This window comes from Pseudomonas azadiae (assembly GCF_019145355.1).
Taxonomy (GTDB): Bacteria; Pseudomonadota; Gammaproteobacteria; order Pseudomonadales; family Pseudomonadaceae; genus Aquipseudomonas; species Aquipseudomonas azadiae.
In genome coordinates this window covers 1,381,795-1,407,235 of the sequence record NZ_JAHSTY010000002.1, presented here as the reverse complement: position 1 = coordinate 1,407,235, position 25,441 = coordinate 1,381,795, and the positions used below count along the sequence as shown (strand labels likewise).

The 25,441-nt window shown below is 62.3% G+C and carries 23 protein-coding genes and 1 pseudogene; 14 read left to right on the top strand and 10 right to left on the bottom strand.

Features of this window, described 5'->3' with window-relative positions; translation table 11 throughout:
- Positions 1–115: 115 nt before the first annotated feature.
- Positions 116–928 (bottom strand): class I SAM-dependent methyltransferase, encoded by an 813-nt coding sequence (locus KVG91_RS22795; RefSeq protein ID WP_169376202.1) that lies wholly within the window; start codon positions 926–928, stop codon positions 116–118.
- 156 nt (positions 929–1,084) lie between these two features.
- Between KVG91_RS22795 and KVG91_RS22790 the strand changes: the two genes are divergently transcribed.
- The 3 genes from KVG91_RS22790 to KVG91_RS22780 all read left to right on the top strand — a co-directional run bounded on the left by KVG91_RS22790 (position 1,085) and on the right by KVG91_RS22780 (position 5,441).
- Positions 1,085–2,323: an MFS transporter gene (locus KVG91_RS22790; protein WP_169376201.1), complete on the top strand. Its 1,239-nt coding sequence runs from the start codon at positions 1,085–1,087 to the stop codon at positions 2,321–2,323.
- A gap of 142 nt (positions 2,324–2,465) precedes the next feature.
- Complete coding sequence (locus tag KVG91_RS22785; RefSeq protein ID WP_074851754.1) at positions 2,466–4,052, top strand: ABC-F family ATPase; 1,587 nt, start codon at positions 2,466–2,468, stop codon at positions 4,050–4,052.
- 213 nt (positions 4,053–4,265) lie between these two features.
- Positions 4,266–5,441: an MFS transporter gene (locus tag KVG91_RS22780; protein ID WP_169376200.1), complete on the top strand. Its 1,176-nt coding sequence runs from the start codon at positions 4,266–4,268 to the stop codon at positions 5,439–5,441.
- On the opposite strand, the gene KVG91_RS22775 is transcribed toward KVG91_RS22780, so the two are convergent.
- Both KVG91_RS22775 and KVG91_RS22770 read right to left on the bottom strand, forming a co-directional pair.
- Positions 5,435–6,472 (bottom strand): alpha/beta hydrolase family protein, encoded by a 1,038-nt coding sequence (locus KVG91_RS22775; protein ID WP_169376199.1) that lies wholly within the window; start codon positions 6,470–6,472, stop codon positions 5,435–5,437. The genes KVG91_RS22780 and KVG91_RS22775 overlap by 7 nt on opposite strands.
- Positions 6,473–6,682: 210 nt before the next feature.
- Positions 6,683–7,294 carry an FMN-dependent NADH-azoreductase gene (locus KVG91_RS22770; RefSeq protein ID WP_169376198.1) on the bottom strand — a complete coding sequence of 204 codons (612 nt, stop codon included), beginning with the start codon at positions 7,292–7,294 and terminating at the stop codon, positions 6,683–6,685.
- Positions 7,295–7,420: 126 nt separating this feature from the next.
- Between KVG91_RS22770 and KVG91_RS22765 the strand changes: the two genes are divergently transcribed.
- Positions 7,421–8,329 (top strand): LysR substrate-binding domain-containing protein, encoded by a 909-nt coding sequence (locus KVG91_RS22765; protein WP_169376197.1) that lies wholly within the window; start codon positions 7,421–7,423, stop codon positions 8,327–8,329.
- On the top strand, positions 8,326–8,685 hold the full coding sequence (locus tag KVG91_RS22760; protein WP_169376196.1) for an MmcQ/YjbR family DNA-binding protein: 360 nt from the start codon (positions 8,326–8,328) through the stop codon (positions 8,683–8,685). The genes KVG91_RS22765 and KVG91_RS22760 overlap by 4 nt, the downstream gene beginning before the upstream one ends.
- Here KVG91_RS22760 and KVG91_RS22755 read toward each other — a convergent pair.
- Both KVG91_RS22755 and KVG91_RS22750 read right to left on the bottom strand, forming a co-directional pair.
- The gene (locus KVG91_RS22755; protein ID WP_169376195.1) at positions 8,671–9,054 is read right to left on the bottom strand and encodes a DUF1294 domain-containing protein; all 384 of its coding nucleotides are present in this window, start codon (positions 9,052–9,054) and stop codon (positions 8,671–8,673) included. The genes KVG91_RS22760 and KVG91_RS22755 overlap by 15 nt on opposite strands.
- Positions 9,051–9,881: an undecaprenyl-diphosphate phosphatase gene (locus tag KVG91_RS22750; RefSeq protein WP_169376194.1), complete on the bottom strand. Its 831-nt coding sequence runs from the start codon at positions 9,879–9,881 to the stop codon at positions 9,051–9,053. The genes KVG91_RS22755 and KVG91_RS22750 overlap by 4 nt, the downstream gene beginning before the upstream one ends.
- Positions 9,882–10,099: 218 nt before the next feature.
- Here KVG91_RS22750 and KVG91_RS28100 point away from each other — a divergent pair.
- The 4 genes and pseudogenes from KVG91_RS28100 to KVG91_RS22735 form a co-directional block, all read left to right on the top strand.
- Positions 10,100–10,879, top strand: a pseudogene (locus KVG91_RS28100) (cache domain-containing protein); the annotation flags it as partial.
- Positions 10,880–10,999: 120 nt separating this feature from the next.
- On the top strand, positions 11,000–11,734 hold the full coding sequence (locus KVG91_RS28095) for a methyl-accepting chemotaxis protein (RefSeq protein ID WP_404822458.1): 735 nt from the start codon (positions 11,000–11,002) through the stop codon (positions 11,732–11,734).
- A 207-nt stretch (positions 11,735–11,941) separates the two neighbouring features.
- A complete protein-coding gene (gene pnuC / locus KVG91_RS22740; protein ID WP_169376192.1) occupies positions 11,942–12,505 on the top strand; it encodes a nicotinamide riboside transporter PnuC in 564 nt (187 codons plus the stop codon).
- On the top strand, positions 12,502–13,026 hold the full coding sequence (locus KVG91_RS22735; protein ID WP_169376209.1) for an AAA family ATPase: 525 nt from the start codon (positions 12,502–12,504) through the stop codon (positions 13,024–13,026). The genes pnuC and KVG91_RS22735 overlap by 4 nt, the downstream gene beginning before the upstream one ends.
- A gap of 323 nt (positions 13,027–13,349) precedes the next feature.
- Here KVG91_RS22735 and ggt read toward each other — a convergent pair whose 3' ends face one another.
- Positions 13,350–15,074, bottom strand: a complete 1,725-nt coding sequence (gene ggt / locus KVG91_RS22730; RefSeq protein ID WP_169376320.1) for a gamma-glutamyltransferase — start codon at positions 15,072–15,074, stop codon at positions 13,350–13,352.
- 161 nt (positions 15,075–15,235) lie between these two features.
- Between ggt and KVG91_RS22725 the strand changes: the two genes are divergently transcribed.
- Positions 15,236–15,883: a TetR/AcrR family transcriptional regulator gene (locus tag KVG91_RS22725; protein WP_169376319.1), complete on the top strand. Its 648-nt coding sequence runs from the start codon at positions 15,236–15,238 to the stop codon at positions 15,881–15,883.
- Between the two features lie 18 nt (positions 15,884–15,901).
- On the opposite strand, the gene KVG91_RS22720 is transcribed toward KVG91_RS22725, so the two are convergent.
- From KVG91_RS22720 to KVG91_RS22705, 4 genes are all read right to left on the bottom strand, one after another.
- Positions 15,902–19,429, bottom strand: a complete 3,528-nt coding sequence (locus KVG91_RS22720) for a molybdopterin cofactor-binding domain-containing protein (RefSeq protein ID WP_169376318.1) — start codon at positions 19,427–19,429, stop codon at positions 15,902–15,904.
- A 5-nt stretch (positions 19,430–19,434) separates the two neighbouring features.
- Positions 19,435–19,917 carry a (2Fe-2S)-binding protein gene (locus KVG91_RS22715; protein ID WP_169376317.1) on the bottom strand — a complete coding sequence of 161 codons (483 nt, stop codon included), beginning with the start codon at positions 19,915–19,917 and terminating at the stop codon, positions 19,435–19,437.
- A gap of 142 nt (positions 19,918–20,059) precedes the next feature.
- Positions 20,060–20,494 (bottom strand): MarR family winged helix-turn-helix transcriptional regulator, encoded by a 435-nt coding sequence (locus KVG91_RS22710; protein ID WP_169376316.1) that lies wholly within the window; start codon positions 20,492–20,494, stop codon positions 20,060–20,062.
- A gap of 188 nt (positions 20,495–20,682) precedes the next feature.
- Complete coding sequence (locus KVG91_RS22705; RefSeq protein WP_169376315.1) at positions 20,683–21,735, bottom strand: 2,5-dihydroxypyridine 5,6-dioxygenase; 1,053 nt, start codon at positions 21,733–21,735, stop codon at positions 20,683–20,685.
- Positions 21,736–22,041: 306 nt separating this feature from the next.
- Between KVG91_RS22705 and KVG91_RS22700 the strand changes: the two genes are divergently transcribed.
- The 4 genes from KVG91_RS22700 to KVG91_RS22685 are packed head-to-tail and all read left to right on the top strand — an operon-like array spanning position 22,042 to position 25,383.
- A complete protein-coding gene (locus tag KVG91_RS22700) occupies positions 22,042–23,175 on the top strand; it encodes an FAD-dependent monooxygenase (RefSeq protein WP_169376314.1) in 1,134 nt (377 codons plus the stop codon).
- Positions 23,172–23,972, top strand: a complete 801-nt coding sequence (locus tag KVG91_RS22695) for an alpha/beta fold hydrolase (RefSeq protein WP_169376313.1) — start codon at positions 23,172–23,174, stop codon at positions 23,970–23,972. The genes KVG91_RS22700 and KVG91_RS22695 overlap by 4 nt, the downstream gene beginning before the upstream one ends.
- Positions 23,973–23,985: 13 nt before the next feature.
- A complete protein-coding gene (locus KVG91_RS22690) occupies positions 23,986–24,738 on the top strand; it encodes a maleate cis-trans isomerase family protein (RefSeq protein ID WP_169376312.1) in 753 nt (250 codons plus the stop codon).
- Positions 24,739–24,750: 12 nt separating this feature from the next.
- Positions 24,751–25,383: an N-carbamoylsarcosine amidohydrolase gene (locus tag KVG91_RS22685; protein WP_169376311.1), complete on the top strand. Its 633-nt coding sequence runs from the start codon at positions 24,751–24,753 to the stop codon at positions 25,381–25,383.
- The last annotated feature ends 58 nt before the right edge of the window (positions 25,384–25,441 follow it).

The following is a 25,441-nucleotide window of genomic DNA, read 5'->3' as shown; positions in this document are numbered from 1 at the left end:
CAGTATTTTCACAAAGCCTTCACTTTCGGCTCTATAGGGTGAAGCCTACCTACTCCAGTGGATCCCTTAGCCCGCCTCTCCTCGCGGGCTTTTTTTTGCCTGAAAAAAAGCCGTCTCAATCAGGGCGCTTGGTGGCGGTCAACGTGAAACACATCGGCAGTTGCGCAGGCTGGTGCTCGTAGCGGTCGTACAGCTCCTCGCGGTTGGAATGGGGATATTCCTGCAGGTGGCTGATCTGCAACTGCGCGCCGATGGCGGCATTTATCACCTCACCCAGGGTGTGCACGTACCAATAGGAAGTGGGACCGGCTACTTCGCCCTCGCCTTCGTAGACAATCGACTCTTGCAGCACGAAGGGCTCGCGCTGAAAGTACGAGCTGGCCGGCAGGAACGGGTCTGGCGCGCGAGGATCGAACACTTCCAGGAACGGGTGGGTTTCGTATATCACCAGCGTACCGCCGGGTTTCAAGGTGCTCGCAACATGACGCATGAACTGGGCCACATCCGGCATCCAACCCAGCACGCCGATGGTCACCAAGGCGATATCGAAGCGTTCGTGCAAATCCGGCGGCAATGGGTGGATATCACTTTCGATGAACTGCGCATCGTGAGGCGAAAGCGCGGCCAGTTCACGGGCCTGCTCAAGAAATCCCTGGGATTGGTCCACACCCACCGCAGTTCGCGCGCCCAGGCCGAACAGCGAGAGGGTTTCACGGCCATTGTTGCAACACAGTTGCACCACGTCCTTGCCGGCCACGCCGATGGCTTGCAGCAAGCCGGTAAGGGTCGGATCCAGGCATGAAAAACCAGGATCACTCACGCTGTTGCGCAGTGCGTGCCAGGTGTCGGTGGCGGTGTGCAGGTGGGCGGATTGGTCCCAGGCGTCCTTGTTGCTGGCAATCGCCTGTCGGGCTGAGGGCATGTCCATTGCGTCTCCGGATATTCAATAAAGCGGGGATCAGAAAATAAGCCAAGTGCCCGCCGATTAAAACCCCATGGCGCGCGGGAAACTTAATCCAGAGCGTGCGGGTCATTAACGCACTGAGTGTTCAGCCCCTGAACGCTGCTTTCTGAAGAGCTCGCCGTGGCCAGACACTCCGACCTGCGTAACGCGTTGTCGTTGGACAGCTTGAATTTCTTCCTGGCGGATGTGCGCGACGGCCTCGGCCCCTACCTCGCCATCTACCTGCTGGCCGTGCACCAATGGGACCCGGCGAGTATCGGCGTGGTCATGACCCTGGCGGGTATCGCCGCGTTGCTGACCCAGGGGCCGGCGGGCGCGCTGATCGACCGCACGCGCAGCAAGCGCGCGGTGATTGCGCTGGCCGCCATGGCAGTAACCGGCAGTTGCTTGTTGCTGCCCTTCGTCAGTTCGTTCAGCCTGGTGGCGTTGACCCAGGCCGCCAGCGCCGTCGCCGCGTCTGTGTTCGCGCCGGCGATCAGTGCGATCTCCCTGGGCATTACCGGCCCACGCGCCTTCACCCGCCGGACCGGGCGCAACGAAACCTTCAACCATGCCGGCAACGCCGTGGCGGCGCTGTTGGCCGGCGGCCTGGCTTACCTGTTCGGTCCCGTGGTGGTGTTCTACCTGATGGCGTTCATGGCGCTGGCCAGTATCGTCGCGATCAGTTGTGTGTCGGCGCACGCCATCGACCATGACGTGGCCCGAGGCTTCGACCCGGCGCATCACACCGACCATGAACAACCTTCCGGCATCGGCGTGTTACTGGCAAACCGTCCCCTGTTGTTGTTTGCCATCTGCTGCGCCTTGTTCCACCTGGCCAATGCCGCCATGTTGCCGCTGGTCAGCCAGAAGCTGGCGCAGATCAACCTGCAGATGGCGACGCCGCTGACGTCCGCCTGCATCGTCGCCGCGCAGTTGGTGATGGTGCCCATGGCCTGGCTGGTCGGGCTCAAGGCCGACACCTGGGGGCGCAAACCCTTGCTGCTGGCGGGCTTCATCATCCTGCCGCTGCGCGGCGTGCTCTATACCCTGTCCAGCGAACCGTACTGGCTGGTGGCCGTGCAACTGCTCGATGGCGTCGGCGCAGGCCTCTTCGGTGCGCTGTTCCCGGTGATCGTCAAGGACCTGACCCAAGGCACCGGCCGCTTCAACGTCAGCCTGGGCGCCCTCTCCACCGTGTTTGGCCTGGGCGCGGCGTTGAGCAACAGCCTGGCCGGTTTCGTGGTGCAACAGGCGGGATACAACGCGGCCTTCCTGACCCTGGCCGGCGTTGCGGCGCTGGCCCTGGCGCTGTTATGGCTGGCGATGCCGGAGACCTTGGCGAAACCTTCCTTCGCTCGACATACAACTGTCGCCTGACATATGCGACAATGCGCGCCAAATTCCAACACACATCCAAAATTTTCTGCTCAGCGACCGGGTTTCGCGCCTTGATGTCGCTGTTGACGCATGCCTGAAGGCTCCTGCCGCCACGCTCGCAACCCATTGATAGGTAAAGTAATTGATCTCCACAGCTAACATCACCATGCAGTTCGGCGCCAAGCCGCTCTTCGAGAACGTCTCGGTCAAGTTCGGCGCCGGCAACCGGTATGGTTTGATCGGTGCCAATGGTTGCGGCAAGTCGACCTTCATGAAAATCCTCGGCGGCGACCTTGATCCGTCCGGTGGCCAGGTCATGCTGGAGCCGAACGTACGCCTGGGTAAACTGCGCCAGGACCAGTTCGCCTACGAAGAATTCACCGTGCTCGACACCGTGATCATGGGTCACGAAGAACTGTGGAAGGTCAAGGCCGAGCGCGACCGCATCTACTCGCTGCCGGAAATGAGCGAAGACGACGGCATGGCCGTGGCCGAGCTGGAAACCGAATTCGCCGAAATGGACGGCTACACCGCCGAATCCCGCGCCGGTGAGCTGCTGCTGGGCCTGGGCATTCCCCTGGAACAACACTTCGGCCCGATGAGCGAAGTGTCCCCCGGCTGGAAGCTGCGCGTATTGCTGGCCCAGGCGCTGTTCTCCGACCCTGAAGTGCTGCTGCTCGACGAACCGACCAACCACCTGGACATCAACACCATCCGCTGGCTGGAAAACATCCTGACCCAGCGCTCCAGCCTGATGATCATCATCTCTCACGACCGTCACTTCCTGAACAGCGTGTGCACCCACATGGCTGACCTGGACTACGGCGAGCTGCGCCTGTTCCCGGGCAACTACGACGAGTACATGACCGTGGCGACCCAGTCCCGCGAGCAATTGCTGTCGGACAACGCCAAGAAGAAAGCGCAGATCTCCGAACTGCAATCCTTCGTCAGCCGCTTCTCGGCCAACGCCTCGAAAGCCAAGCAGGCCACTTCCCGTGCCAAGGCGATCGACAAGATCCAGCTGGCCGAGGTCAAGCCTTCGAGCCGCGTGAGCCCGTTCATCCGTTTCGAACAGACCAAGAAGCTGCACCGCCAGGCGGTCATCGTCGATCGCATGGCCAAGGGCTTTGACGGCAAGCCGTTGTTCAAGGACTTCAGCTTCCAGGTCGAAGCCGGCGAGCGCGTGGCGATCATCGGCCCGAACGGTATCGGCAAGACCACCCTGCTGCGCACCCTGGTCAACGAACTGACGCCGGATGCCGGTAGCATCAAGTGGACCGACGCCGCCGAACTGGGCTACTACGCCCAGGACCACGCCTCCGACTTCGAAGACGACATGAGCCTGTTCGACTGGATGGGCCAGTGGACCCAGGGCGAGCAAGTGATCCGTGGCACGCTGGGCCGCATGCTGTTCTCCAACGACGAGATCCTCAAGTCGGTCAAGGTCATCTCCGGCGGCGAGCAAGGCCGCATGCTGTTCGGCAAGCTGATCCTGCAAAAGCCGAACGTGCTGATCATGGACGAACCGACCAACCACTTGGACATGGAATCCATCGAGGCGTTGAACCTGGCGCTGGAGAACTACCCGGGTACGCTGATCTTCGTCAGCCACGACCGCGAGTTCGTATCGTCCCTGGCCACCCGCATCATCGAGCTGAGCCCAAGTGGCGTGATCGACTTCAGCGGCACTTATGACGACTACCTGCGCAGCCAAGGCGTGGTGTTCTAAAGAACCTGTAGTGAGCAGGCTTGCCCTGCGCTGGGCTGCGCAGCAGTCCTAAAACCAGACACCGCGTTTTGCCAGGCAGAACGCGGTGTTTTTTTTGGGGCCGCTGCGCAGCCCAGCGCGGGACAAGCCCGCTCACTACAGTAGATAGCCTGCTTTCATTTCACCCATACCCTTGCCATGATGCCCGTACCGCCCGCCCGCGAACGAATGCCCATGCCTGCCGCCGCCCCCAGTTCACTGTCTATCACCCTGCAGATCGTCTCCATCGTCTTCTACACCTTCATCGCGTTCATCTGCATCGGCCTGCCGATTGCGGTGATCCCAGGCTATGTGCATGAGCAACTGGGCTTCAGCGCCGTCGTCGCCGGGGTCACCATCGGCTGCCAATACCTGGCGACCCTGCTCAGCCGGCCGATGGCCGGGAGGATGTCGGATAACGTCGGCACCAAGCGTGCGATTGTGTTGGGGTTGGCCGGGATCCTGGTGAGTGGCGTGCTGACGTTTTTCGCCACGCTGGTGCACAGCCTGCCGTCGTTGAGCCTGGGCATCCTGATCGTTGCACGCCTGTTGCTGGGTGTGGCCCAAGGGTTGATCGGCGTCGGCACCATCAGTTGGTGCATGGGCCAGGTCGGTGCCGAGCACACCGCGCGTTCGATTTCGTGGAACGGCATCGCGTCCTACGGCGCCATCGCCATGGGTGCGCCCTTGGGCGTAGTCATGGTCGCGCAGTACGGCTACAACAGCCTTGGCATTGCGCTCTCGGTGCTGGCGGCGCTGGGCCTGGTGCTGATCCGCCACAAACCGTCGGTGCCGGTGGTGCGCGGCGAGCGCTTGCCGTTTTGGGCGGTGTTCGGGCGTATCGCGCCGTTTGGCGCCAGCCTGTGCCTGGCCTCGATTGGCTACGGCACACTCACCACCTTTATCACGCTGTACTACCTCAATCGCGGCTGGACCGGCGCGGCGTACTGCCTGACGGTATTTGGCGTGTGCTTCATCCTGTCGCGGCTGGTGTTTATCTCCGCGATCAGTCGTTTCGGTGGTTTCCGCGCGGCGATTGCGTGCATGAGCATCGAGACCCTCGGCCTCGCCCTGCTCTGGCTGGCGCCGTCGACCGGCGTTGCATTGATCGGCGCAGGGCTGACCGGCTTTGGCCTGTCGCTGGTGTACCCGGCGCTGGGTGTGGAAGCCATCAAGCAGGTACCCAACAGCAGTCGTGGCGCGGGGCTGAGTGCGTACGCGGTGTTCTTTGACCTGGCCCTGGCGATTGCCGGACCGTTGATGGGCGCCGTGGCCCTGAACCTCGGCTACGGCTGGATCTTCTTCTGCGCAGCGCTGCTGTCGGTCACCGCCTTGGGCGTGACCCTGTTGCTCAAGCGTCGCGCTTACTGATCGGCCGTCTGCAGGCCGGCGCGGGTGGCTTGCCCGAGGGTCTGGCTGAAAAAACGCCCGGCCTCGGAGATCAAGTCACGGTGAATGCCTTCGCGGTCGACTCCATCGGCATCGGTGCAGATCGCCGGCATTGCCGCCAGTTGATCGCTGTCGCACGGCGCCATGAACACAAAGTGCCCTGCCCCGGCCAGCAATTTGAAGTCCGGCGGCTCGGGCAGCTTGCGCGCCAGGGCGGCGGCGTTCTTGTCCACGGCCACCAGTTTGTCGCCATCCCCGCTGTAGAGCAGCACCGGTACATGCACATCGGCCAGGGTGTGACGGCCGAACATCAGGCTCAGCGGCGCCATCAGCATCAAGGCATGAATACGCGGGTCGGGTTGCGGCTGCAGATCATCGCGATCCACGATCAGTTCGCCCTTGGTGGTGCAGGCGTCGCGATCTTCCGGGCGCTCCTGGCAGTAACGGCGCAGGCGGTTGAAATCCGGCTTGGCACCGGCCAGGATCAACGCGGTTTCGCCGCCGGCGGAATAGCCGATGACCCCCACCTGGTTGACGTTGACGAAGGGCGACAGCATCGGGTCGCCCAAGGTGGCGGTGATCGCTTCGGAAATCTGGATCGGCCGGCCATACAGGTTGCTCACCGTGCCCAGGCGGCTGTGGTCCTTGTAGTTGTCGCCAGGGTGCAGCACGGCCACCACCACAAAGCCCTTGCGCGCCAATGACGTGGCGAGGTCATGCAAGGCCAGGGGCGTACCGGTGTTGCCATGGGACAGCATCAGCATCGGGAAACGGCCGATGGCGATCTTGGCGTCTTCGCTGGCGGCCACATGATAAGCCCCCAGTTGCGTGGTGTGCTCAAGGCCGGTTGAGGGGTAAAACGCCACGGCTTTCATCGGCTGCAGGTCCAGCGGATCAAGAAACGTCATGCGATGGAACCCCACGCTCCAATGCGGGTGCGGTGCGGGCGCGGCGTGCACTGAAACCAGGCCGCCGAGCAGGGAAAGAAGCATGACTGCACAAAGACGCATCATGAGGATGTCCACCTTTGCTGCGTGATAACCAGCCGATCGAAAGAAAAGCCCCAGGTGTCCACCCCTATCTGCATAACCTGGGCCACTTTAAACAAGACCGCGGGCAAACGAAAAAACTCCGTACGCCGCTCGCGTTCAGGCGAGCAGAATACAGAGTTTAGGCGCTCGGCTTCAGATTGAAACCGAGGGAGGGGCGAATTTACACAAGCCTTACGCGGCGGCGAACAATTGTTCGTTGATCAGTGCGTTGGCGTCGCTCAAGGATTTGCTGCGCACTTCGTCACCGTAGGCCAGGCCTTCGGCGCGCACGATTTCGATATCGGTGATGCCGAGGAAGCCAAACAGCAGTTTCAGGTAGCCTTCATGGGCGGCGCCGGTTGCTTGCCCGGCATGCAGCCCGCCGGAGGTGGAGACAATGATGACCTTCTTGTTGCCGCACAGGCCTTCCGGGCCGGCTTCGGTGTAGCGGAAAGTCTGGCCGGCCACGGCAATGCGGTCGATCCAGGCTTTGAGCTGGGTCGGGATGGTGAAGTTGTACATCGGAGCACCCACCACAATGGCATCGGCGGCGAGGAATTCGGCCAGCGACGATGCGCTCAGCTGCGCTTCATGCTGTTGCGCGGCGTCACGCAACTCAGCAGCGGTGCCCAATGCGCCCAGGGACGCGCCGGAAAAGTGGCTGATGCCTTCACTGGCGAGGTCACGGTAAGTCACTTCCACGCCCGGCTGCGCCGCTTGCCAGGCCTTGACCACGCCGGCGCTGAGCTGACGGGAAGCCGAGTTGTCGCCGAGGATGCTGGAATCGATGTGCAACAGTTTCATGAGCAGGTCTCCGAGGTGGGATCGACAGTAGCGATCAGATGCTGGTGATGCTACGCATGAAACCAATGGTCGATAAGCTGCCTGCAATGCGATAGTTTGTCCCACTCACAGGACAATAGGCCGAGCATGCAAGACCTCAACGACCTCTACTATTTCGCCAAAGTCGTCGAAGCCGGCGGTTTCGCCGCCGCCGGCCGGCTGCTGGGGATTCCCAAGTCGCGGCTGTCGCGGCGCATCGCCGAGCTGGAAGAACGCCTGGGCGCGCGCCTGCTGCAACGCACCACCCGCCAGTTGACCCTCACCGCCGTGGGCGAGCGCTACCTGCGCCATTGCCAGGCCATGCTGCTGGAGGCGGAAATGGCCGATGAGGCCGTGGCGAGCATGTCCAGCGAACCCCGTGGGCGGCTGCGCGTGAGTTGCCCGGTGGGCTTGACCCAGCACATCCTGCCGGAGCTGGTGGCCGGGTTTCTGGCGGCACACCCGCTGGTGCAACTGGAAATGACCCTGGTCAATCGCCGCGTGGACTTGGTCGCCGAAGGTATCGACGTAGCGCTGCGGGTGCGTGATCTGGGCGATGAAGACCCGTTGCTGGTGACCAAGCGCCTGCGCCAGGCCCAGACGGTGCTGGTCGCCAGCCCCGAATTCATGCGCGATCGTCGCGTCGAGAGCCTCGACGACCTCAAGCAATTGCCGATCCTCGGCGCGCTGGAAGCCGACCGCATGGTCCACGTGCGCCTGCTCGACCCACAAGGCAAACCCCATGACCTGGCGATGGAGGCCCGCCTGGGCATTGATGATTTCATCGTACGCAAGGCCAGCGCAATCATGGGCCTGGGGTTTACGGTGCTGCCAATGATGTATTGCGAAGAGGAACTGGCCAGCGGCCGCCTGGTGCAACTGCTGCCCGAGTGGTCATTGCCGGGCGGCTGGCTCCAGGCGGTGTACCCGCATCGACGCGGTGTGCTGCCGGCGATTCGCGCCTGGATCGATTACCTGGAAGAAGGCTTCAAAAGCTGTGGAGACCGCCAGTTATGACCATGAGCGAAGCGCAAGTCGCCACTTTCTGCCTCAGCCTGCCCGGCGCGCGGGAAGACTACAAATGGGGCGGCGTGCGGGTGTTCTCGATAGCCGGCAACAAAATGTTCGCCCTGCAAAACCTGCGGGGTGACTCGCTGGCGTTCAAGGTCGACAAGGACCTGTTCCTCGGCCACGTCGACCGACCGGGCATCCACCCGGCGCCGTACCTGGCCCGCGCGCAATGGATCATCATGAACACGCCCTACCCGCTGGGCGCCGAGGAATTGCGTGGCTTGTTGCAGCGTTCTCATCAGCTCGTGGTGCGCAAACTGCCCAAGCGCACGCAGGTCGGGTTATTGCTAGAGGACGGATAACAAGGTGCCGCCCAGGAACAGCTGGTCGAGCCAGAACACCTGATGCAGCAACACGACCACCCAGAACAGCACTTGGTAAGACACCTTGCGCGTCTTATGCCGGAACACCTGCTGGGCAATCAACGCCCCCGGCCAGCCGCCCGCCAGTTCAACGGCGTGCAGGATGTTTTCCGGGGTGCGCCAACTGTCGGTGCGGGCCTTGCGCTTGTCGCTCCAGTAAAGGAAGAACGCGACCAGGCTGACCACTCCATAAGCCGCCAGCGGGATCAGGGTCTCGCCGCGTTGCCACACCAACACCGATCCCACCAACGGCGCCGCGCACAGCAGCACAAAGATCAGCGCTTTGAGGCGCGGGTGCTGGATCGTCATGCCTTGGCTGCCGCCCAATCGATCCAGCCGAACTGCCAGGTGGCCAGGATCAGCAGGCCAAACGCAATGCGGTACCAGGCAAATGCTGCGTAACTGTGGCTGGCAATGAACTTGAGCAAGCCCTTGACCGCAATCATTGCGAAAATGAACGAGGTCACAAACCCGATGACGAACACCGGCAGGTCCGCCGGCTGGAACAGCTCACGGTACTTGTAGCCCGAATACACCGCCGCGCCGACCATGGTTGGCATCGCCAGGAAGAACGAGAACTCGGTGGCCGTCTTGCGTGACAGCCCGAACAACAGGCCGCCGATAATGGTCGAGCCCGAACGCGAGGTGCCCGGGATCATTGCCAGGCATTGGGCCAGGCCGACCTTGAGCGCGTCTTTCCAGGTGATGTCATCGACGGTTTCGGCGTGCACTTCATGCACGCGCCGCTCGGCCCACAACATGATCACGCCGCCCACGACCAGGGCGGTGGCGACGGTGATCGGGTTGAACAGGTAATGGTGAATCACGTCGGCGAAAATCACCCCCAGCACCACCGCCGGCATAAAGGCGATCAGCAGGTTGGCGGTGAACCGCTGGGCCTTGCGCTGGGTCGGCAGGCCCTTGACCACTTCGAAAATCTTGCCGCGAAACTCCCACACCACCGCCAGGATGGCGCCCAGCTGAATGATGATATTGAACGCGTTGAAGCGGTCGCCGGTAAAGTCGAGCAAATCGGCGACGATGATCTGGTGGCCGGTGCTGGAAATCGGCAGGAACTCGGTAAGTCCCTCCACAACGCCAAGAATCACTGCCTGAATGGCGGTCCAAAAATCCATGCTTCCCCCAAAGGCCTTGCGCTACGGCAAGCCTCGTTAATCTTTTTAATGGTTCACTGACGACGACACGCGTGTGAGGGTACAACCCCGACCAGCCAAAATCTCGTGAAAAATCAGACAGTACTCAGGTTTTCCGAATACGGGCCGAAAGCCTATCAGACAAGGCGGAAAAGTCGATGCAGCGCCCACAATTATAAAAAGCACGGAGTGACAGGACGATGAACAGTTTGCGCAACATGTCGATCAGCCGGCGCCTCTGGCTGATCCTGATAGTCGCCGTGCTGATGCTGCTGGCCCTGGGTTTGCTGATGCTCAAGCAGATCCACGATGACCTTTACCAGGCCAAGCGCCAGCAGACCCAATACGTGGTCGAGACCGCCAGCGGGATCCTGACGTTTTACCACGGCCTCGAAACCACCGGCGTGTTGACCCGCGACGCCGCCCAGAAGCAAGCTCTGAGCGCGGTGCGTGGCTTGCGCTACGACCATGATGACTATTTCTGGATCAACGACCTCACGCCCGTGATGATCATGCATCCGGCCAACCCCAAGCTCGACGGCCAGAACCTTTCGGCGATCCGCGACCCCGACGGGTTTGCGGTGTTCAACGAGTTCGTGAGCCTGGCCAAGGCCAAGGGCGCCGGCATCGTCAACTACCGCTGGCCGAAACCGGGCGCCGAAGCCCCGGTGGCGAAGACCTCGTATATCCACCTGTTCGCGCCGTGGGATTGGATCATCGGCTCCGGCGTTTACGTCGATGATGTGCAGGCCGAGTTCAGCGCGCAGGTATGGAAAGCCTCGTTTATCGGCCTGGGCATCGCGCTGGCGATGGCCTTGCTGGTGTCGCTGATCGCGCGCAGCATCGTGCGGCCGTTGCAGGCTGCGGTCAGCGCCATGGGTAATATCGCCAGCGGCGAAAGCGACCTGACCCGTAGCCTCGACACCCACGGCCAGGACGAAGTCACCCAGCTGTCGCAGCACTTCAACAGCTTCACCGCCAAGCTGCGCCAGGTGGTCAGCCAGTTGCAGATATGCGCCAACGCCCTGGGCCAGTCCTCCCAGGAATTGGGCAACAACGCGACCCAGGCCCACGACCGCAGTCAGCAGCAGTCCCAGCAGATGGAACTGGTGGCCACCGCAATCAACGAAGTCACCTACGGCGTGCAGGACGTGGCCAAGAATGCCGAACATGCCGCCAGCGAAATGCGCGATGCCCAGGCCCAGGCGCAACAAGGCCAGGTCAATATCGACGGCAGCCTGCAGCAGATCGACCAGCTTTCCGGCACCATCAGCAACGCGGTGGACGTGATCCGTACGCTGTCCGCTGAAAGTACCCAGATCGGCAGCGTGCTTGAAGTCATTCGCTCCATTGCCGACCAGACCAACCTGCTGGCCCTCAATGCGGCGATTGAAGCGGCACGCGCCGGCGAACAAGGCCGTGGCTTTGCCGTGGTCGCCGATGAAGTAAGGCTGCTGGCCCAACGCACGCAAAAGTCCACCGCCGAGATCCAGGGCATGATCGAGCGCCTGCAAGGTCACTCGGAAGCGGCGGTCAAGGTGATCAGCGACAGCCACAGCGCATCGCAACTGACCATTGAACAGGCCGGCCAGGCCGGGGCCAGCCTCACCGCCATCGGCCAGGCCTTGCGCAATCTCAATGGCCTCAACGCCTCGATTGCCAGCGCCACCCTGCAGCAGGCCCACGTGGTGGAAGACATCAACCAGAACGTCACCCAGGCGGCCAGTCTGTCCCACAGCACGGCGTTGGCGGCGCAGCAGTCGAGCGTGGCCAGCGCGCAGTTGCGTGGCCTGAGCGAACAGCTGGATGGGCTCTTGCGCCAGTTCAAAGTCTGACTGTAGTGAGCGGGCTTGCCCCGCGCTGGGCTGCGTAGCGGCCCCGATAAAAACACCGCGTTTCTGTCTGGCAGAGCGCGGTGTCTGGTTTTAGGGCCGCTACGCAGCCCAGCGCGGGGCAAGCCCGCTCACTACAAGAGCCAATTCCTGCCTCCACCTTTCTTTGGTTACAATCTGCGCCCTCTGCCACTGTCCTAAGGAACCACCATGTCCGGGCTTGAACTCTTCGCCGCTGCCCTGGGGGTGATCGCCGTGTGGCTGACCGTCAAACAAAACCCCTGGTGCTGGCCCATCGGCCTGGTGATGGTGCTGCTCTACACCTGGGTGTTCTTTGACGTGAAACTCTATTCCGACATGCTGTTGCAGGTGGTCTACGCCGCGCTGCAAGTTTACGGTTGGTGGCAATGGACCCGCGCCGGCGAGGTCAGGCAGGGGCGCGAGGTCACCAGCCTCGGCGTGCCGGCGATCATCGCCAGCCTGGCGGCTGGCGCCCTGGGCAGCCTGTTGCTCGGCGCCGCCATGGCCCACTGGACGGACGCCGCCCAGCCGTGGCTTGACGCCGCCCTCACCGGCTTCAGCCTGGTAGCGCAGATGTGGATGGCGCAGAAGCGCGTGCAATGTTGGCCATTATGGATTGCCGTGGACGTGATTTTCGTCGGCCTGTTCCTCTACAAAGGCCTCTACCTCACCGCCGCGCTCTACGCGCTGTTCACCGTGATCGCCGTGCAGGGCTGGCGTGAATGGCGCGCCGACCCGGCGTTGCGCGCATGAAGGTGGTGGTACTGGCCGGCCCCGAATCCAGCGGTAAAAGCTGGCTGGCGGCGCAATTGCACGCGCAGTTCGGCGGGTTGATGGTCGGTGAATACGTGCGGCATTTCATCGATCATCATCGTCGTGACACCACCCTGGCCGACATTCCCGCCATCGCCCGTGGCCAACTGGCCTGGGAAGACACGGCCCGCGCCGCACACCCCGACCTGTTGATCCTCGACACGCATCTGCTGGCCAACAGGCTCTGGAGCCAGACCCTGTTCGGCGACTGCCCCGCATGGCTCGACAGCGAACTGCTGGCGCGCCGCTACGACCTGCACCTTTTGTTGTCGCCGGAAGATGTGGAATGGACGGCCGATGGCCAACGCTGCCAACCCGAACTGGCGGACCGCCGCGCGTTTTTCCAGGACAGCCTGGCGTGGCTGCAGCAGCACCGGCAAGCGGTGCTGGTTATCGGAGGAAATTGGGAAGAGCGCCGCGCCATGGCGTTTTCAGCGGTAAAACGACTACTTGAGCCCTGACACGGCGCTACCTGTGGGAGCTGGCTTGCCTGCGATGGCCATAAGTATCCACACAACTCTCCAAGGCTGACAAATCTCCTGTAGTGAGCGGGCTTGCCCCGCGCTGGGTGGCGAAGCCGCCCCAAACCAGGCGACTCGGTTTTGCGCGTAACTCAGCGGTAACTGTATTAGGGCGGCTTCGCAGCCCAGCGCGGGACAAGCCCGCTCACTACAAAAATGTGTAGATACCCATGCTGCGATAGCGGCGCATCAATCACACCTGTGTTGCTGACCCGCCGCCATCGCAGGCAAGCCAGCTCCCACATTTTAAATCGCGTCAGGCGTTAGTAACCCAGCGACAGGCCGGTGTTGCGACGCGGGTCGTTCGCGCCATAGAAACGGTTGTTACCCACCGGCTTGCCACCCAGCGAAGGCGCGCCTACCAGGATCGCCGCCAGGTGGTTGGCATCCTGGGGACCGGCAAACTTGTGGCCCCAGCTTTCCAGGATCTTCTGGGTGTCCGGGCTGACCGCGAAGGTTTCAAGGTTAGTGGTGTCCGGCATCCATTGCTGATGGAAACGCGGCGCGTCCACCGCTTCCTGGATGTTCATCTTGTAGTCGATCACATTCAGGATGGTCAGCAAGGTCGCGGTAATAATCCGGCTGCCTCCTGGCGTACCGACCACCATCACGGCCTTGCCATCCTTGGTCACGATGGTCGGGCTCATCGACGACAGCGGCGCCTTGCCCGGCGCAATCGCGTTGGCTTCGCCCTGGACCAGGCCATACATGTTCGGCACACCGACCTTGACGGTGAAGTCATCCATTTCATCGTTGAGGATCACCCCGGTCTTGCTCGCCATCACGCCGGCGCCGAACCAGTCGTTGAGGGTGTAGGTGACCGAGACCGCGTTACCCCACTTGTCGACGATGGAATAGTGGGTGGTGTTGTTGCCTTCATGGGGCGACACACCCGGCTTGATTGCCTGGGAATCACCGGCCTTTTTCGGGTCGATGGCGTCGCGCAATTTCGCCGCGTAGTTTTTGTCCAGCAGGTGCTCGATCGGGTTCTTCACGAAGTCCGGATCGCCGAGGTAGCTGTTACGGTCCACATAGGCGTGGCGCATCGCTTCGATCTGGTAGTGCAGGCCTTGGGCCGAGTGATAACCCAGGTCGGCCATCGGGTAGCCTTCGAGGATGTTCATGATCTGGCAGATCACCACACCGCCCGAGCTCGGTGGCGGCGCGGAAACCACGTGGTAGCCCCGGTAGTCACACTCGATGGGCGCCAGCTCGCGGGTCTTGTATTTGTCCAGGTCAGCCTGGGTGATGATGCCTTTGCCGGCCTGGCTGGAATCCACCAGGGCCTTGGCGACCCACCCTTTATAGAAGCCATCGCTGCCCTTGGCCGAGATTTCCTTGAGGGTCCTGGCCAGGTCCTTCTGCACCAGCTTCTGGCCGACCTGCATCGGCTGGCCGTTGTGCAGGAAGATCCCGCGCATGTCCTGGTCTTTCTCGAACTCGCCGGTGGCGGTGTGCAGCAGGTCGATATCACCCTGCTCCAGGGCAAAGCCGTTTTCCGCAAGCTTGATGGCCGGGGCGATGACTTGGGCGCGCTTGAGCGTGCCGTATTTACTCAGGGCCAGCTCCATCCCCGACACGGTGCCCGGAACGCCGACGGCCAGGTGGCCCTTGGCGCTGAGGCCTTCGACGACGTTGCCGTCCTTGTCCAGGTACATATCGGCGGTGGCGGCCAGCGGCGCTTTTTCGCGGAAGTCGAGGAAGGTCTTGCGCCCGTCCGCCAGTTGCACGGTCATGAAACCGCCACCGCCCAGGTTACCCGCTGCCGGGTACACCACCGCGAGCGCATAGCCCACGGCCACGGCCGCATCGACGGCGTTGCCGCCAGCCTTGAGCACGTCGACACCCACATGAGTGGCCAGGTGCTGGGCCGTCACCACCATGCCGTTTTCACCGGCGACCGGAGCCTGAGAGGCGGCTTGCACACCACTGGCCGTCAACACCAGGGCTGTGGCAATCAAGGTACGGCTGAAGGGTTGGTATTTCATCCATGGCTACTCTAGTTATTGGGATGCACCAAAATAGCCCGTTGCGAATCCAATCCCCAGCGCAATGGCGTTTTTATTACAGAACTTGTCGGTCACAGAACGGCGTCGAAAACCCCCATGCTATATTTCGCGCCCAGACTGTTCGTGCAAGGCACTTTGACATGGCCCTCAAAAAGACCGGCATCCGTGCCCAACAGGCTGACCAGACCCGCGCGCGCATCCTCCAGGCGGCGGTCAAGGTGTTCACCCGCGACGGGTATTCCGGCGGGCGCGTCGATACCATTTCCAAGGAAGCCGGCTCCAACGACCGCATGCTTTATTACTATTTCGGTAGCAAGGAACACCTGTTCGTCTGCGTGCTGGAACATACCTACGAACAATTCAACAAGGCCGAAAGCACACTCAAGCTGGACCTGGACGCTCCCGTGCAGGCGTTGCGCGAGTTGGTGGCGTTTATCTGGAATTACTATGTCCAACACCCGGAGTTCGTCGCGATCCTGAGCATCGAGAACCTGCATCAGGGCAAACACGCCAAACAATCCGGCGAGATGCGCAGGCTGTCGGGAGAAGCGGTCGGCGTGCTGCGGCCGATCATCGAGGCGGGCCAGGCCCGGGGGGTGTTTCGCCAGGATGTCGACCTCAAACACGTGTACCTGATGATCGCCTCGCTGTGCTACTTCTATAACTCCAACCGCCACACGCTGAGTTCGTTTCTCGGTGAGGACTTGTCGAGCACCGGGCAGCAACGGGATTGGCTGGGGTTTATCAGCGACCTGGTTGTGCAAGGCGTAGCCCCGATCACCCGGTAACAAGGAGATCCAGCTTTTTCAGTGGGTACCGGGGTTGGCCCGCAAGTGGGCGATCTTTTGTTCCAGGCCATTCCACCCCGGCGCATTCGGTGCAAAACGTGCACGCAGGTACGCCACCAGCTCCGCCACCTGGCGATCGGACAAGCTGTCCTTGAACCCCGGCATATACCCCAGGTCCCGAGTCGCCGGCGTGCTGATGCCTTGCAGGATTACCTTGATCAAATTATCCGGCTGAACGCTGTGCACGCTGGTATTGGGGGCAAGCGACGGACTGACGCCAAACAGTTTCGGCCCCAGGCCATCGGCATGACAGGCCTTGCATGAACCTTCGAACACCCGCCGGCCATTCGGGTTCGGCACGCCGGCCACCTCAACCTGCTGCGCCTCAGCCACCCCTTGATCATTCAGCGACGCGAGGTACACCGCCATGGCGCGGATATCCGTCTTGGGCAATTTCGACAACTCACTCACCACCGGCCCCATCGGGCCTGCCGCCACGCCGTGAGCCTCGGAATAGCCGGTGCTCAAATATGTGAACAGCTGATCTTCGGTCCAGGGTGTCGGTGCCTTGGACAACCCCGTAAGCGCCGGCGCCTCCCATCCGTCGACCACACCGCCGGCGAGAAACGCCTTGCCCCCCTTCTCTGCCCCCATCAGGTTGCGCGGCGAATGGCAGGCGGCGCAGTGACCCAGACCGTTGACTAGATAATTGCCGCGATTCCATTGCTCACCACGCTCAGGTTGCAGGGTAATCTCGCCGCGCCTTAGATTCACCGCGTTCCACCCTGCCATCAACGGCCGGAAATTGAATGGAAAGCGCATGGCATTCGGCGTCGGCGCCTGACTCACCGGCGCCTGGGACATCAAGTAGGCATACAGCGCCTGCATGTCCGCATCGCTGATATTACGAAACGCCGTGTAGGGAAACGCCGGGTACAGGTTGCGCCCGTCGCGGCCAATGCCGTCGCGCATGGCCCGCTCGAACGCCGGGTACGACCAGGCGCCGATACCGGTCTTCACATCCGGAGTGATATTGCTGCTGTACAGGGTGCCAAACGGCGTCTGCATCGCCAGCCCGCCGGCATTGGTCGCGCCACCAGGCGCCGTATGGCACACCGCGCAATCGCCCACTGCCGCCAGCAACCGGCCGCGCTCCAGCGTGGCTTTCGACCAAGTGTCGGCGCCGGGCGGTGCAATCGGTGCAATGTCAGGATGGAACGGCCAGGCCGTCGCCAGCAGCGCGCCCAAGGTGGCGAACAGCGCACCGAACCACCATTTGCGGCGCTTTTGCGGTGACTTGGCCGGTTCGCCCAAGGTGGCTGCATTCAGTGCCGCCAGCACCCGTTCCGGGGTAATTGGCAACTCACGGAAACGAATGCCGGTGGCGTCGTAGATCGCGTTGGCAATCGCCGCCGCGCTGGGCACCGACGCCGACTCACCGGCGCCCATGGGCGGCTGGTCCTGGCGCGGCATCATCATTACGTCGATCTGCGGCACCTCGGCAAAAGTCAGGATGGGATAGCCGCCCCACTCCTTGCTCGCCACCGTCGACTCTTCAAACGTGACCCGCTCCTTCAGCACACGGCTGGTGGATTGGATAACGTTGCCATGGATCTGATGCTGCACCCCGGCCGGGTTGATCATCATTCCCGAGTCATGGCCGATCACAACGCGGGTAACCGCAACGTCACCGGTCTGCCTGTCGATGGCGACGTCTGCCACCCAGGCTGCCCACGCCGCGCCGAAACCGGGGAACTTGCTGTGAATGTAGCGCGCGTAGGCAAAGCCGCGGCCGCGCAACAGGTGGTCATCGCTGGGGGTTTGCATCGGCGCCGTGCGCGCTGACCAGTTGGCGCGTTCGGCGGTGGATTTGACCAGTTCGATGGCGCGCTCGTCCTTGAGGTAGCGCAGGCGGTATTCCACCGGGTCCACACCGGCGGCGAAAGCCAGCTCATCAATGTAGGACTCGTGGGCAAAGGTGTTGGGCAGGGCCGATACACCACGCATCCATGAGGCGCGCACGATCGGCGCCATGTCGTTGATGGTCACGCGCAGGTTGTCGATGTCATACGGCGGGATCGAGGTGCGGTCGCCCATTTCGAACATTGCCGCCGCCGGCTCCACACGACCGGTCAGCAACAACGCCAGGGTTGGCGCGCCGTTGGAGGGGTAGCTGGTTTCAAAGTCGTAGCCGGCGATGCTGCCGTCAGCGTTCAAGCCGCCGTCCACTTCCATCAGTTGCGCGGTGCCCTTGGGCTCCCACACGTGTTCCTGTTCGCGGGTCAGTTGCACACGCACAGGCTTGCCCACCGCACGGGACAACAGCAGGGCATCGGCGCAGACGTCGTCGGCGCAGTTGCGCCCATAACAGCCGGACGCCTCCATGCGGATCACCTCGATCAGCGCTTCATCGCACTCGAGCAACCACGCCAGGTCGGCGCGCAGCAGGTGCGGATTCTGGCTGCCGGACCATACGCGGCTGCCGCTTTGCTGATAATCGGCCACGCCGCAGGACGGGCCGATAGAACCATGCATCTGGTATGGCCATAAGTAGCTGCGCGGCATGCGCTGGCTGGCTTTGCCCAAGGCTGCACCGACATCGCCCTGGTCGAGCACCGTGCGGCGCACGCGGGGGTTGTCGCGGATGGCCTGCTCGACATCGCTCATGTCCGGCAAGCCGTAGTTCCAGGGTTTCCACTGCACCTGCAATGCGCTGGCGGCTTTGACCGCCTGCTCTTCACGCACCGCCACAACGCCGACAAAATCGCGGATCACCACCACCGCGACAATACCGGGGATATGCGCGATAGACGACTCGTCCACACTCAGCAGGCTGGTGCCGACGAAATCCCCGCAATCGAGCCCGGCATACGGCGGGCGCACCACGCGGCCATGGAGCATGCCGGGTACGCGCATGTCATGTACGTAGGTCAACTCACCGGTGGCTTTGCCGGGGATATCCACCCGCGCGGCGTCCTTGCCCACCAGGCGGTAGTCTTCGACAGCCTTCAATGGCGCATCGCCACTGATGCGCACCTGATCGTGCTGGCCGCACACCAGCTCGGCGTAAGTAGCGCTGCGCCCGTCTGCGGCCTGGATCACGCCCGCTGCAACCTTGAGGCCGGCCGTGCTTACGCCCCAGCGCCCCGCCGCTCGGTTCAATAGAAATCGCCGTGCTTCAGCGGCTGCGTTACGCAGGGGCACCGCTGAAATCTGCAAGGTCGCGCTGGCGATGGTCGCCCCCTGGTTCGGCACGCGCTCAGTATCGCCGAGCACCATTTGCACCTGCGCCATCTCCAGGTCCAGTTCTTCGGCCACGATTTGCGCCAGCGACGTGCGAATGCCGGTGCCCAGGTCCACATGGCCGTTGAACGCATACACCAGGCCGTCATCGTTGACCGCGATGAACAGCGCCAATTCCTTGGGTTTCACAGTGGGCACACCGCCCTTGGCCACCGGTCCGGAGGGCGGCAGCACGTCGTCGACGATCAACAAGACGCCTGCCTTGGCCAGCCACTGATCACGGGAAAGCGGGGTGTCTGTCATGGTCATCAATCCACAGTCATCAGGCGGGCGGCACGCAACACGGCGCGCAGGATTTCGAGATGGGTACCGCAGCGGCAGAGGTTGCCCGACAGCTCGTTGCGCACCTCGGTTTCACTGGGGTTGGGGTTACGGTCGAGCAAGGCCTTGGTGGCCATGATCATGCCGTTGAGGCAATAACCACATTGCGCGGCCTGCTCGTCGATAAAGGCTTGTTGCACCGGGTGCGGCGCCTGGCGCGTGCCGAGGCCCTCGAGCGTGAGGATCTTGCGCCCCGCCGCCCCCGACAACGGAAAGACACAGGAGCGCGCCGCCACCCCATCGATGATCACGGTACAAGCACCGCATTCGCCCAGGCCGCAGCCGTATTTGGGGCCGTTGAGCTCCAGGTCATTGCGCAGCACCAGCAACAGCGGTGTGTCCGCCATGGCGCTGACTTCGCTGACGCGGCCGTTAACCTCAAGCGCTACCGTGATGTGCTGGCTGATCATTCGCTTCGCCCGTAACCGTTGGTGAAGTGATTACTTCATGAAACAGTCAAAAAAAAGCGTCACGCACCTGAGGTCTCGCGACACACTTGACTGATGAAGTGCCCACTACATCAATGCACAGCAAAATTGGTGCCAGCAGCTGCTATTGCTGTGGGTCGTCGATCATTTTGCGCAGCAGAAACAGCACTGCAACCCGTTCGGCGGGGTTGAGATTGCTCATGGTCAGTTCGCTGATCTGCGCGGCGCGGGGGGTGGTCTGGGCGACCAGCGCAGCACCCTCCGGGGAAAGATCGACCACCACTTTGCGCTTGTCCTGGGGGTCCGGCTCCAGGCTGATGAGGGCCTTGGCCTTGAGCCGCTCGACAATACCGCGAATAGTCGCCTGGTCGACGGCGGTGGCCTTGACCAGTTCGGTAAGGGAACTTGCACCGTGATCGCGCAAGGCGCACAAGGTCACGAACTGCACGGCGGTAAGCTGGGAATCGCCGACATTCTGCTGAAAGATCGCCAAGTGGCGCTGGTAGGCTTTGCGCAGCAGGTGGCCAACTTGTTCAGAGAAAACGTAGGAATCGGGCACGGCGCAGCTCGGTGGGTAATTAACAATGGGAAAGCATGATGGCGGGCTTGCAGGGCTGACTCAAGGGAATCCCTGAAGAAACCTGGTCAAAAAGTGGGAGCTGGCTTGCCTGCGATGGCGGTGGATCAACATCCAGGATGTGACAGGCCTACCGCAATCGCAGGCAAGCCAGCTCCCACATTTAGATATCAGCGCGCCAGAGACGCTTGTGGTGCGACCACATCCCCGCCGATAACCACCGCCTCATCATCCAGATACACATCGCAATGACGCAGCGGAATATCCAAGTGGCACGGCGTCTTGCGCGTCCCGCCCACTTCGGTATTCGGCCCGGTGGAAAACAGGAAGTTGCCATAGAACGCCCGCGCATCCATGCACATGCCATCGTTCTTGTCGTGCAGGCCCATGGCCGTCCATTGCGCCCGGGGTTGCAGGCCCCAGCCGATATGCGAGATGCCGTACACCTCGGGATCTTTGAAGTACTTCATGTAGTCGCGCAGGTACTCGGCTTCGAAACCTCCGTGGATCCCGGTGATGAAGCCCTTCTCGATCTCCAGCGTGATTCTTTCGCGGGTGTAGGTCTTGAACGGCAGCAGGATGTCGCCGATATCCAGCACCAGTACGCCCTCGGCGGTTTCCTCGTTCGGCCAGGAAAACAGGAACCCGCTGGGCCAATGGTCCCAACGCCCCGGCTCGTCGGCAAAACCGTACTCGGTCACCGACGGGTATTGACCCAGCGCCGCGCGAAAGTCACTGCCGGCGCGGGATTTCACCTGGATCGAGCGCGCCTTCTTCAGCATTTGCTCGGCGGCCAGTACGCGGACCTTGTCTTGCTCGGTCGGCAGCATGCGCGCCAGCACTTCCGGCGGTTCTACGGCGAGCAGAATGCGCGTACCGGTCTTGAGGATCTGCTCCTGCTCCGGTGAATGCAGCAGCATCATGGTGTCGACGATCAGGTCGGCTGCTTCCAAAGCGCGCTGGGCGGCGATATTGCCGGTGAGCGCGGTGTCGCCACAGTAGGCGGTCATGTCGTTGCCCATCGCCGTGGGGTGGTTGAACGATGGCAACTCCACCGCATACACCTTGGCCCCCAGGCGCTGCGCTGCATCCAGCGCCGCACGCACGGTGCGCGGGTTGGAGTAATGGCTCTTGAGCACGGCCACGCTCTGAGTCGGGTCGACCCTGGACAGCTTCAACACGTGCTCGAACATCTGGGTCAATTCGCAATCGCTTACGGGCATTTTCCGATCTCCTCCAGGGCTGCACCAGGATCAGGCGTCACGCCCCACTCCGGTGCAATTATATAGCGTATACGCCAGTTATCGACGATAAGACCTGAATTACTGAAGGACTGCAAGCGCGATACCCCAACGTTACCAATCCACACATATCCAGTATTTGTTGAATGCATGCGTTACACGCGTCAACCTTTACGAAAGAATTAATTTTCAACCTCGGTCTTCCCATTTGAAAAAATGAGCGTATACACTTTAAAAACTTGCGAGCAGACGTCGCCACAAAATCCAGAAGAGAGAGGATCACGCCCCATGGGAAGCACTCAGAAAATCGCCATTGTCGGCGCCGGCCTCGGCGGTGCCGCCGCCGCCACGCTGTTGCAGCAAGCCGGTTTCGACGTGGACATCTACGAGCAGGCGCCGGCGTTTTCCCGGCTGGGCGCGGGGATTCACATGGGGCCCAACATCATGAAAATCTTCCGCCGCATGGGCATCGAAAAACAGCTGGACCTGATGGGCTCGCACCCCGAGCACTGGTTCAGCCGTTGCGGCGAAAGCGGCGACTACCTGTCGCGCATCCCCCTCTCCGGCTACGGCGCGTCGTACATCACGGTGCACCGTGGCGACCTGCATGCGCTGCAGATGTCGACCCTCAAGCCCGGCACCCTGCACTTCAACAAACGCCTGGAAACCCTTGAAGAAACCGACACCCAGGTGCGCCTGACCTTCGCCGATGGCGAGGTTACCCATGCCGACATCGTGATCGGCGCCGACGGCATCAATTCCAGGATCCGCGAAGAATTGCTGGGCGTGGAAAAACCGCTGTACAGCGGCTGGGTCGCGCACCGCGCGCTGATTCGTGGCGACCAGTTGGCCAAGTACGATTTGAAATTCGAGGACTGCATCAAGTGGTGGACCGAAGACCGTCACATGATGGTCTACTACACCACCGGCAAACGCGACGAGTACTACTACGTGACGGGCGTACCGCATGCGGAATGGGACTTCCAGGGCGCATTCGTCGACAGCAGCCGCGAAGAGATGTTCGACGCTTTCAAGGGCTACCACCCCACCGTCCAGGCCCTGATCGAATCCACCGAAAGCGTGACCAAATGGCCGCTGCGCAACCGCAACCCGCTGCCGTTGTGGAGCCGCGGCCGCCTGGTGCTGCTCGGCGACGCCTGCCACCCGATGAAACCGCACATGGCCCAGGGCGCCGGCATGGCCATCGAAGATGCGGCGATGCTGACCCGCTGCCTGCAGGAAACCGGCATCGGCGACTACCGGACCGCATTCGAACTCTACGAAGCCAACCGTAAGGAACGCGCGTCCCGCGTCCAGGCCGTGTCCAACGCCAACACTTGGCTGCGCACCCAGGAAGACCCGGCGTGGGTCTACGGTTATGACCTCTACGCCCAGGAACTGAAATCGGGGGTGGCCGCGTGAGCACCTTCCTCTACGGCGGCAACGTCCAGGCCAACGGCATCCGCCAGCACTACCTGCGCTATGGCGGCAAGGGACCGGCGCTGATTCTGATCCCCGGCATCACCAGCCCGGCGATCACCTGGGGGTTTGTCGCGCAACGCTTTGGCGAGCAGTTCGACACCTACGTGCTCGACGTGCGCGGTCGCGGCTTGTCCTCGACCGGCCCGGAGCTGGACTACAGCGCCGAGAGTTGCGCCGAGGACATTGGCGCCTTTGCCGATGCGCTGAACCTGCACCGCTACCATCTGGTTGGCCATTCCATGGGCGCACGTTTCGCCGTGCGCAGCGCCGTCAAACATCCCCAGGGCGTCAATCGCGTCGTGCTGATCGACCCGCCAGTGTCCGGCCCCGGTCGCCGCGAATACCCGAGCAAACTGCCGTGGTACGTGGACTCGATCCGCCAATCGCTGGTCGGCATGGACGCGCAGGCGATGCGCGCCTTCTGCGCCACCTGGACCGACGAGCAACTGCAACTGCGCGCCGAATGGCTGCACACCTGCTACGAACCGGCCATCGTGCGCGCTTTCAATGACTTCCACAGCGTTGATTTCCACCAGGACCTGCCGCAGCTCAAGGCGCCTGCCCTGCTGATGGTGGCCGGGCGTGGCGGCGTGATCCTCGATGAGGACATCGCCGAGATCCAGGGCCTGCAGCCGACCCTCCGGGTGGCGCGGGTCGCGAACGCCGGGCACATGATTCCCTGGGATGACCTTGAGGGATTCTTCCACGCCCTCGGCGACTTCCTCACCCGACAATAAGAAGGACATGCACATGCACAAGCCCTACCGCATTGGCCAGATCGTGCCGAGCTCCAACACCACCATGGAAACCGAGATCCCGGCGATGCTCACCGCGCGCCAGGCGATCCGGCCCGAGCGCTTTACCTTCCACTCCAGCCGGATGCGCATGAAACAAGTGCGCAAGGAAGAACTGGCGGCGATGGACGGTGAGTCCGACCGCTGCGCCATCGAACTGTCGGATGCCAAGGTCGACGTGCTGGGTTATGCGTGCCTGGTGGCGATCATGGCCATGGGCTTGGGCTACCACCGCACGTCCGAACAGCGCCTGCGCAAAGCCACCGCCGACAACGACGCCAACGCGCCGGTAATCACCAGCGCCGGCGCGCTGATCGAAGGCTTGAACGTGATGGGCGCCAAACGCATTGCCATCGTCGCGCCCTACATGAAACCGCTGACCGAACTGGTGGTGAACTATATCCGCGAAGAAGGCTTTGAAGTGGTGGACTGGCGCGCCCTGGAGATCCCCGACAACCTCGAAGTGGCCCGCCACGACCCGGCCAACCTGCCGGCCATCGTCGCCGGCATGAACCTGGAAGGCGTCGACGTGATCGTGCTGTCGGCCTGCGTGCAAATGCAGTCGCTGCCGGTGGTGGCCATGGTCGAGGCACAAACCGGCAAGCCGGTGCTGACCGCTGCCATCGCTACCACCTACGCCATGCTCAAGGCCCTGGACCTGGAGCCCATCGTGCCGGGTGCCGGCGCCCTGCTCTCTGGCGCTTACTGAAGGAGTGACCGGATGAACGAACAATCCGCCGACGCCAATTACCAGGGTGTCTGGGGCAACCGCATCGGCTTCGGCAAAAAAGCCGCACTGTTGATGATCGACTTCATGCAAGGCTACACCACCGAAGGCGCACCGCTGTTCGCTCCGGGCGTGGTCACGGCCGTCGCGCAAAGCGTCGAGCTGTTGGCCACTGCGCGCCAACACGGGATTGCGGTGGTGCACACCAATATCCGCTACCATCCCGGCCATTTCGTCGATGGCGGCATCTGGGTCAAGAAGGCCCCGGTGATGAAGGACATGGTCGAAGGCAACCCGCTCGCGGCGTTCTGCGCCGAGGTGCTGCCGCTGGCCGAGGAAGTGGTGATCACCAAGCAATACGCCAGTGCGTTTTTCGGCAGCAGCCTGGCGCCGATGCTGCATGCCCAGGGCATCGACACCGTGGTGTTGGCGGGTTGCTCCACCAGCGGCTGCATCCGCGCCACAGCGGTGGATGCGGTGCAACATGGGTTTCGCACCATCGTCGTGCGCGAATGCGTCGGTGACCGGCACCCGGCGCCCCATGAAGCCAATCTGTTCGATATCGACAGCAAGTATGGCGATGTGGTGAGCAAGCAGGAGGCGATGCGCAAGTTCAGGGAGCAATAACGATTTGCCAGGAACCACGACAAAGAGCGTGGCCTGGAAAAAACTGAGTGTCCCTTTG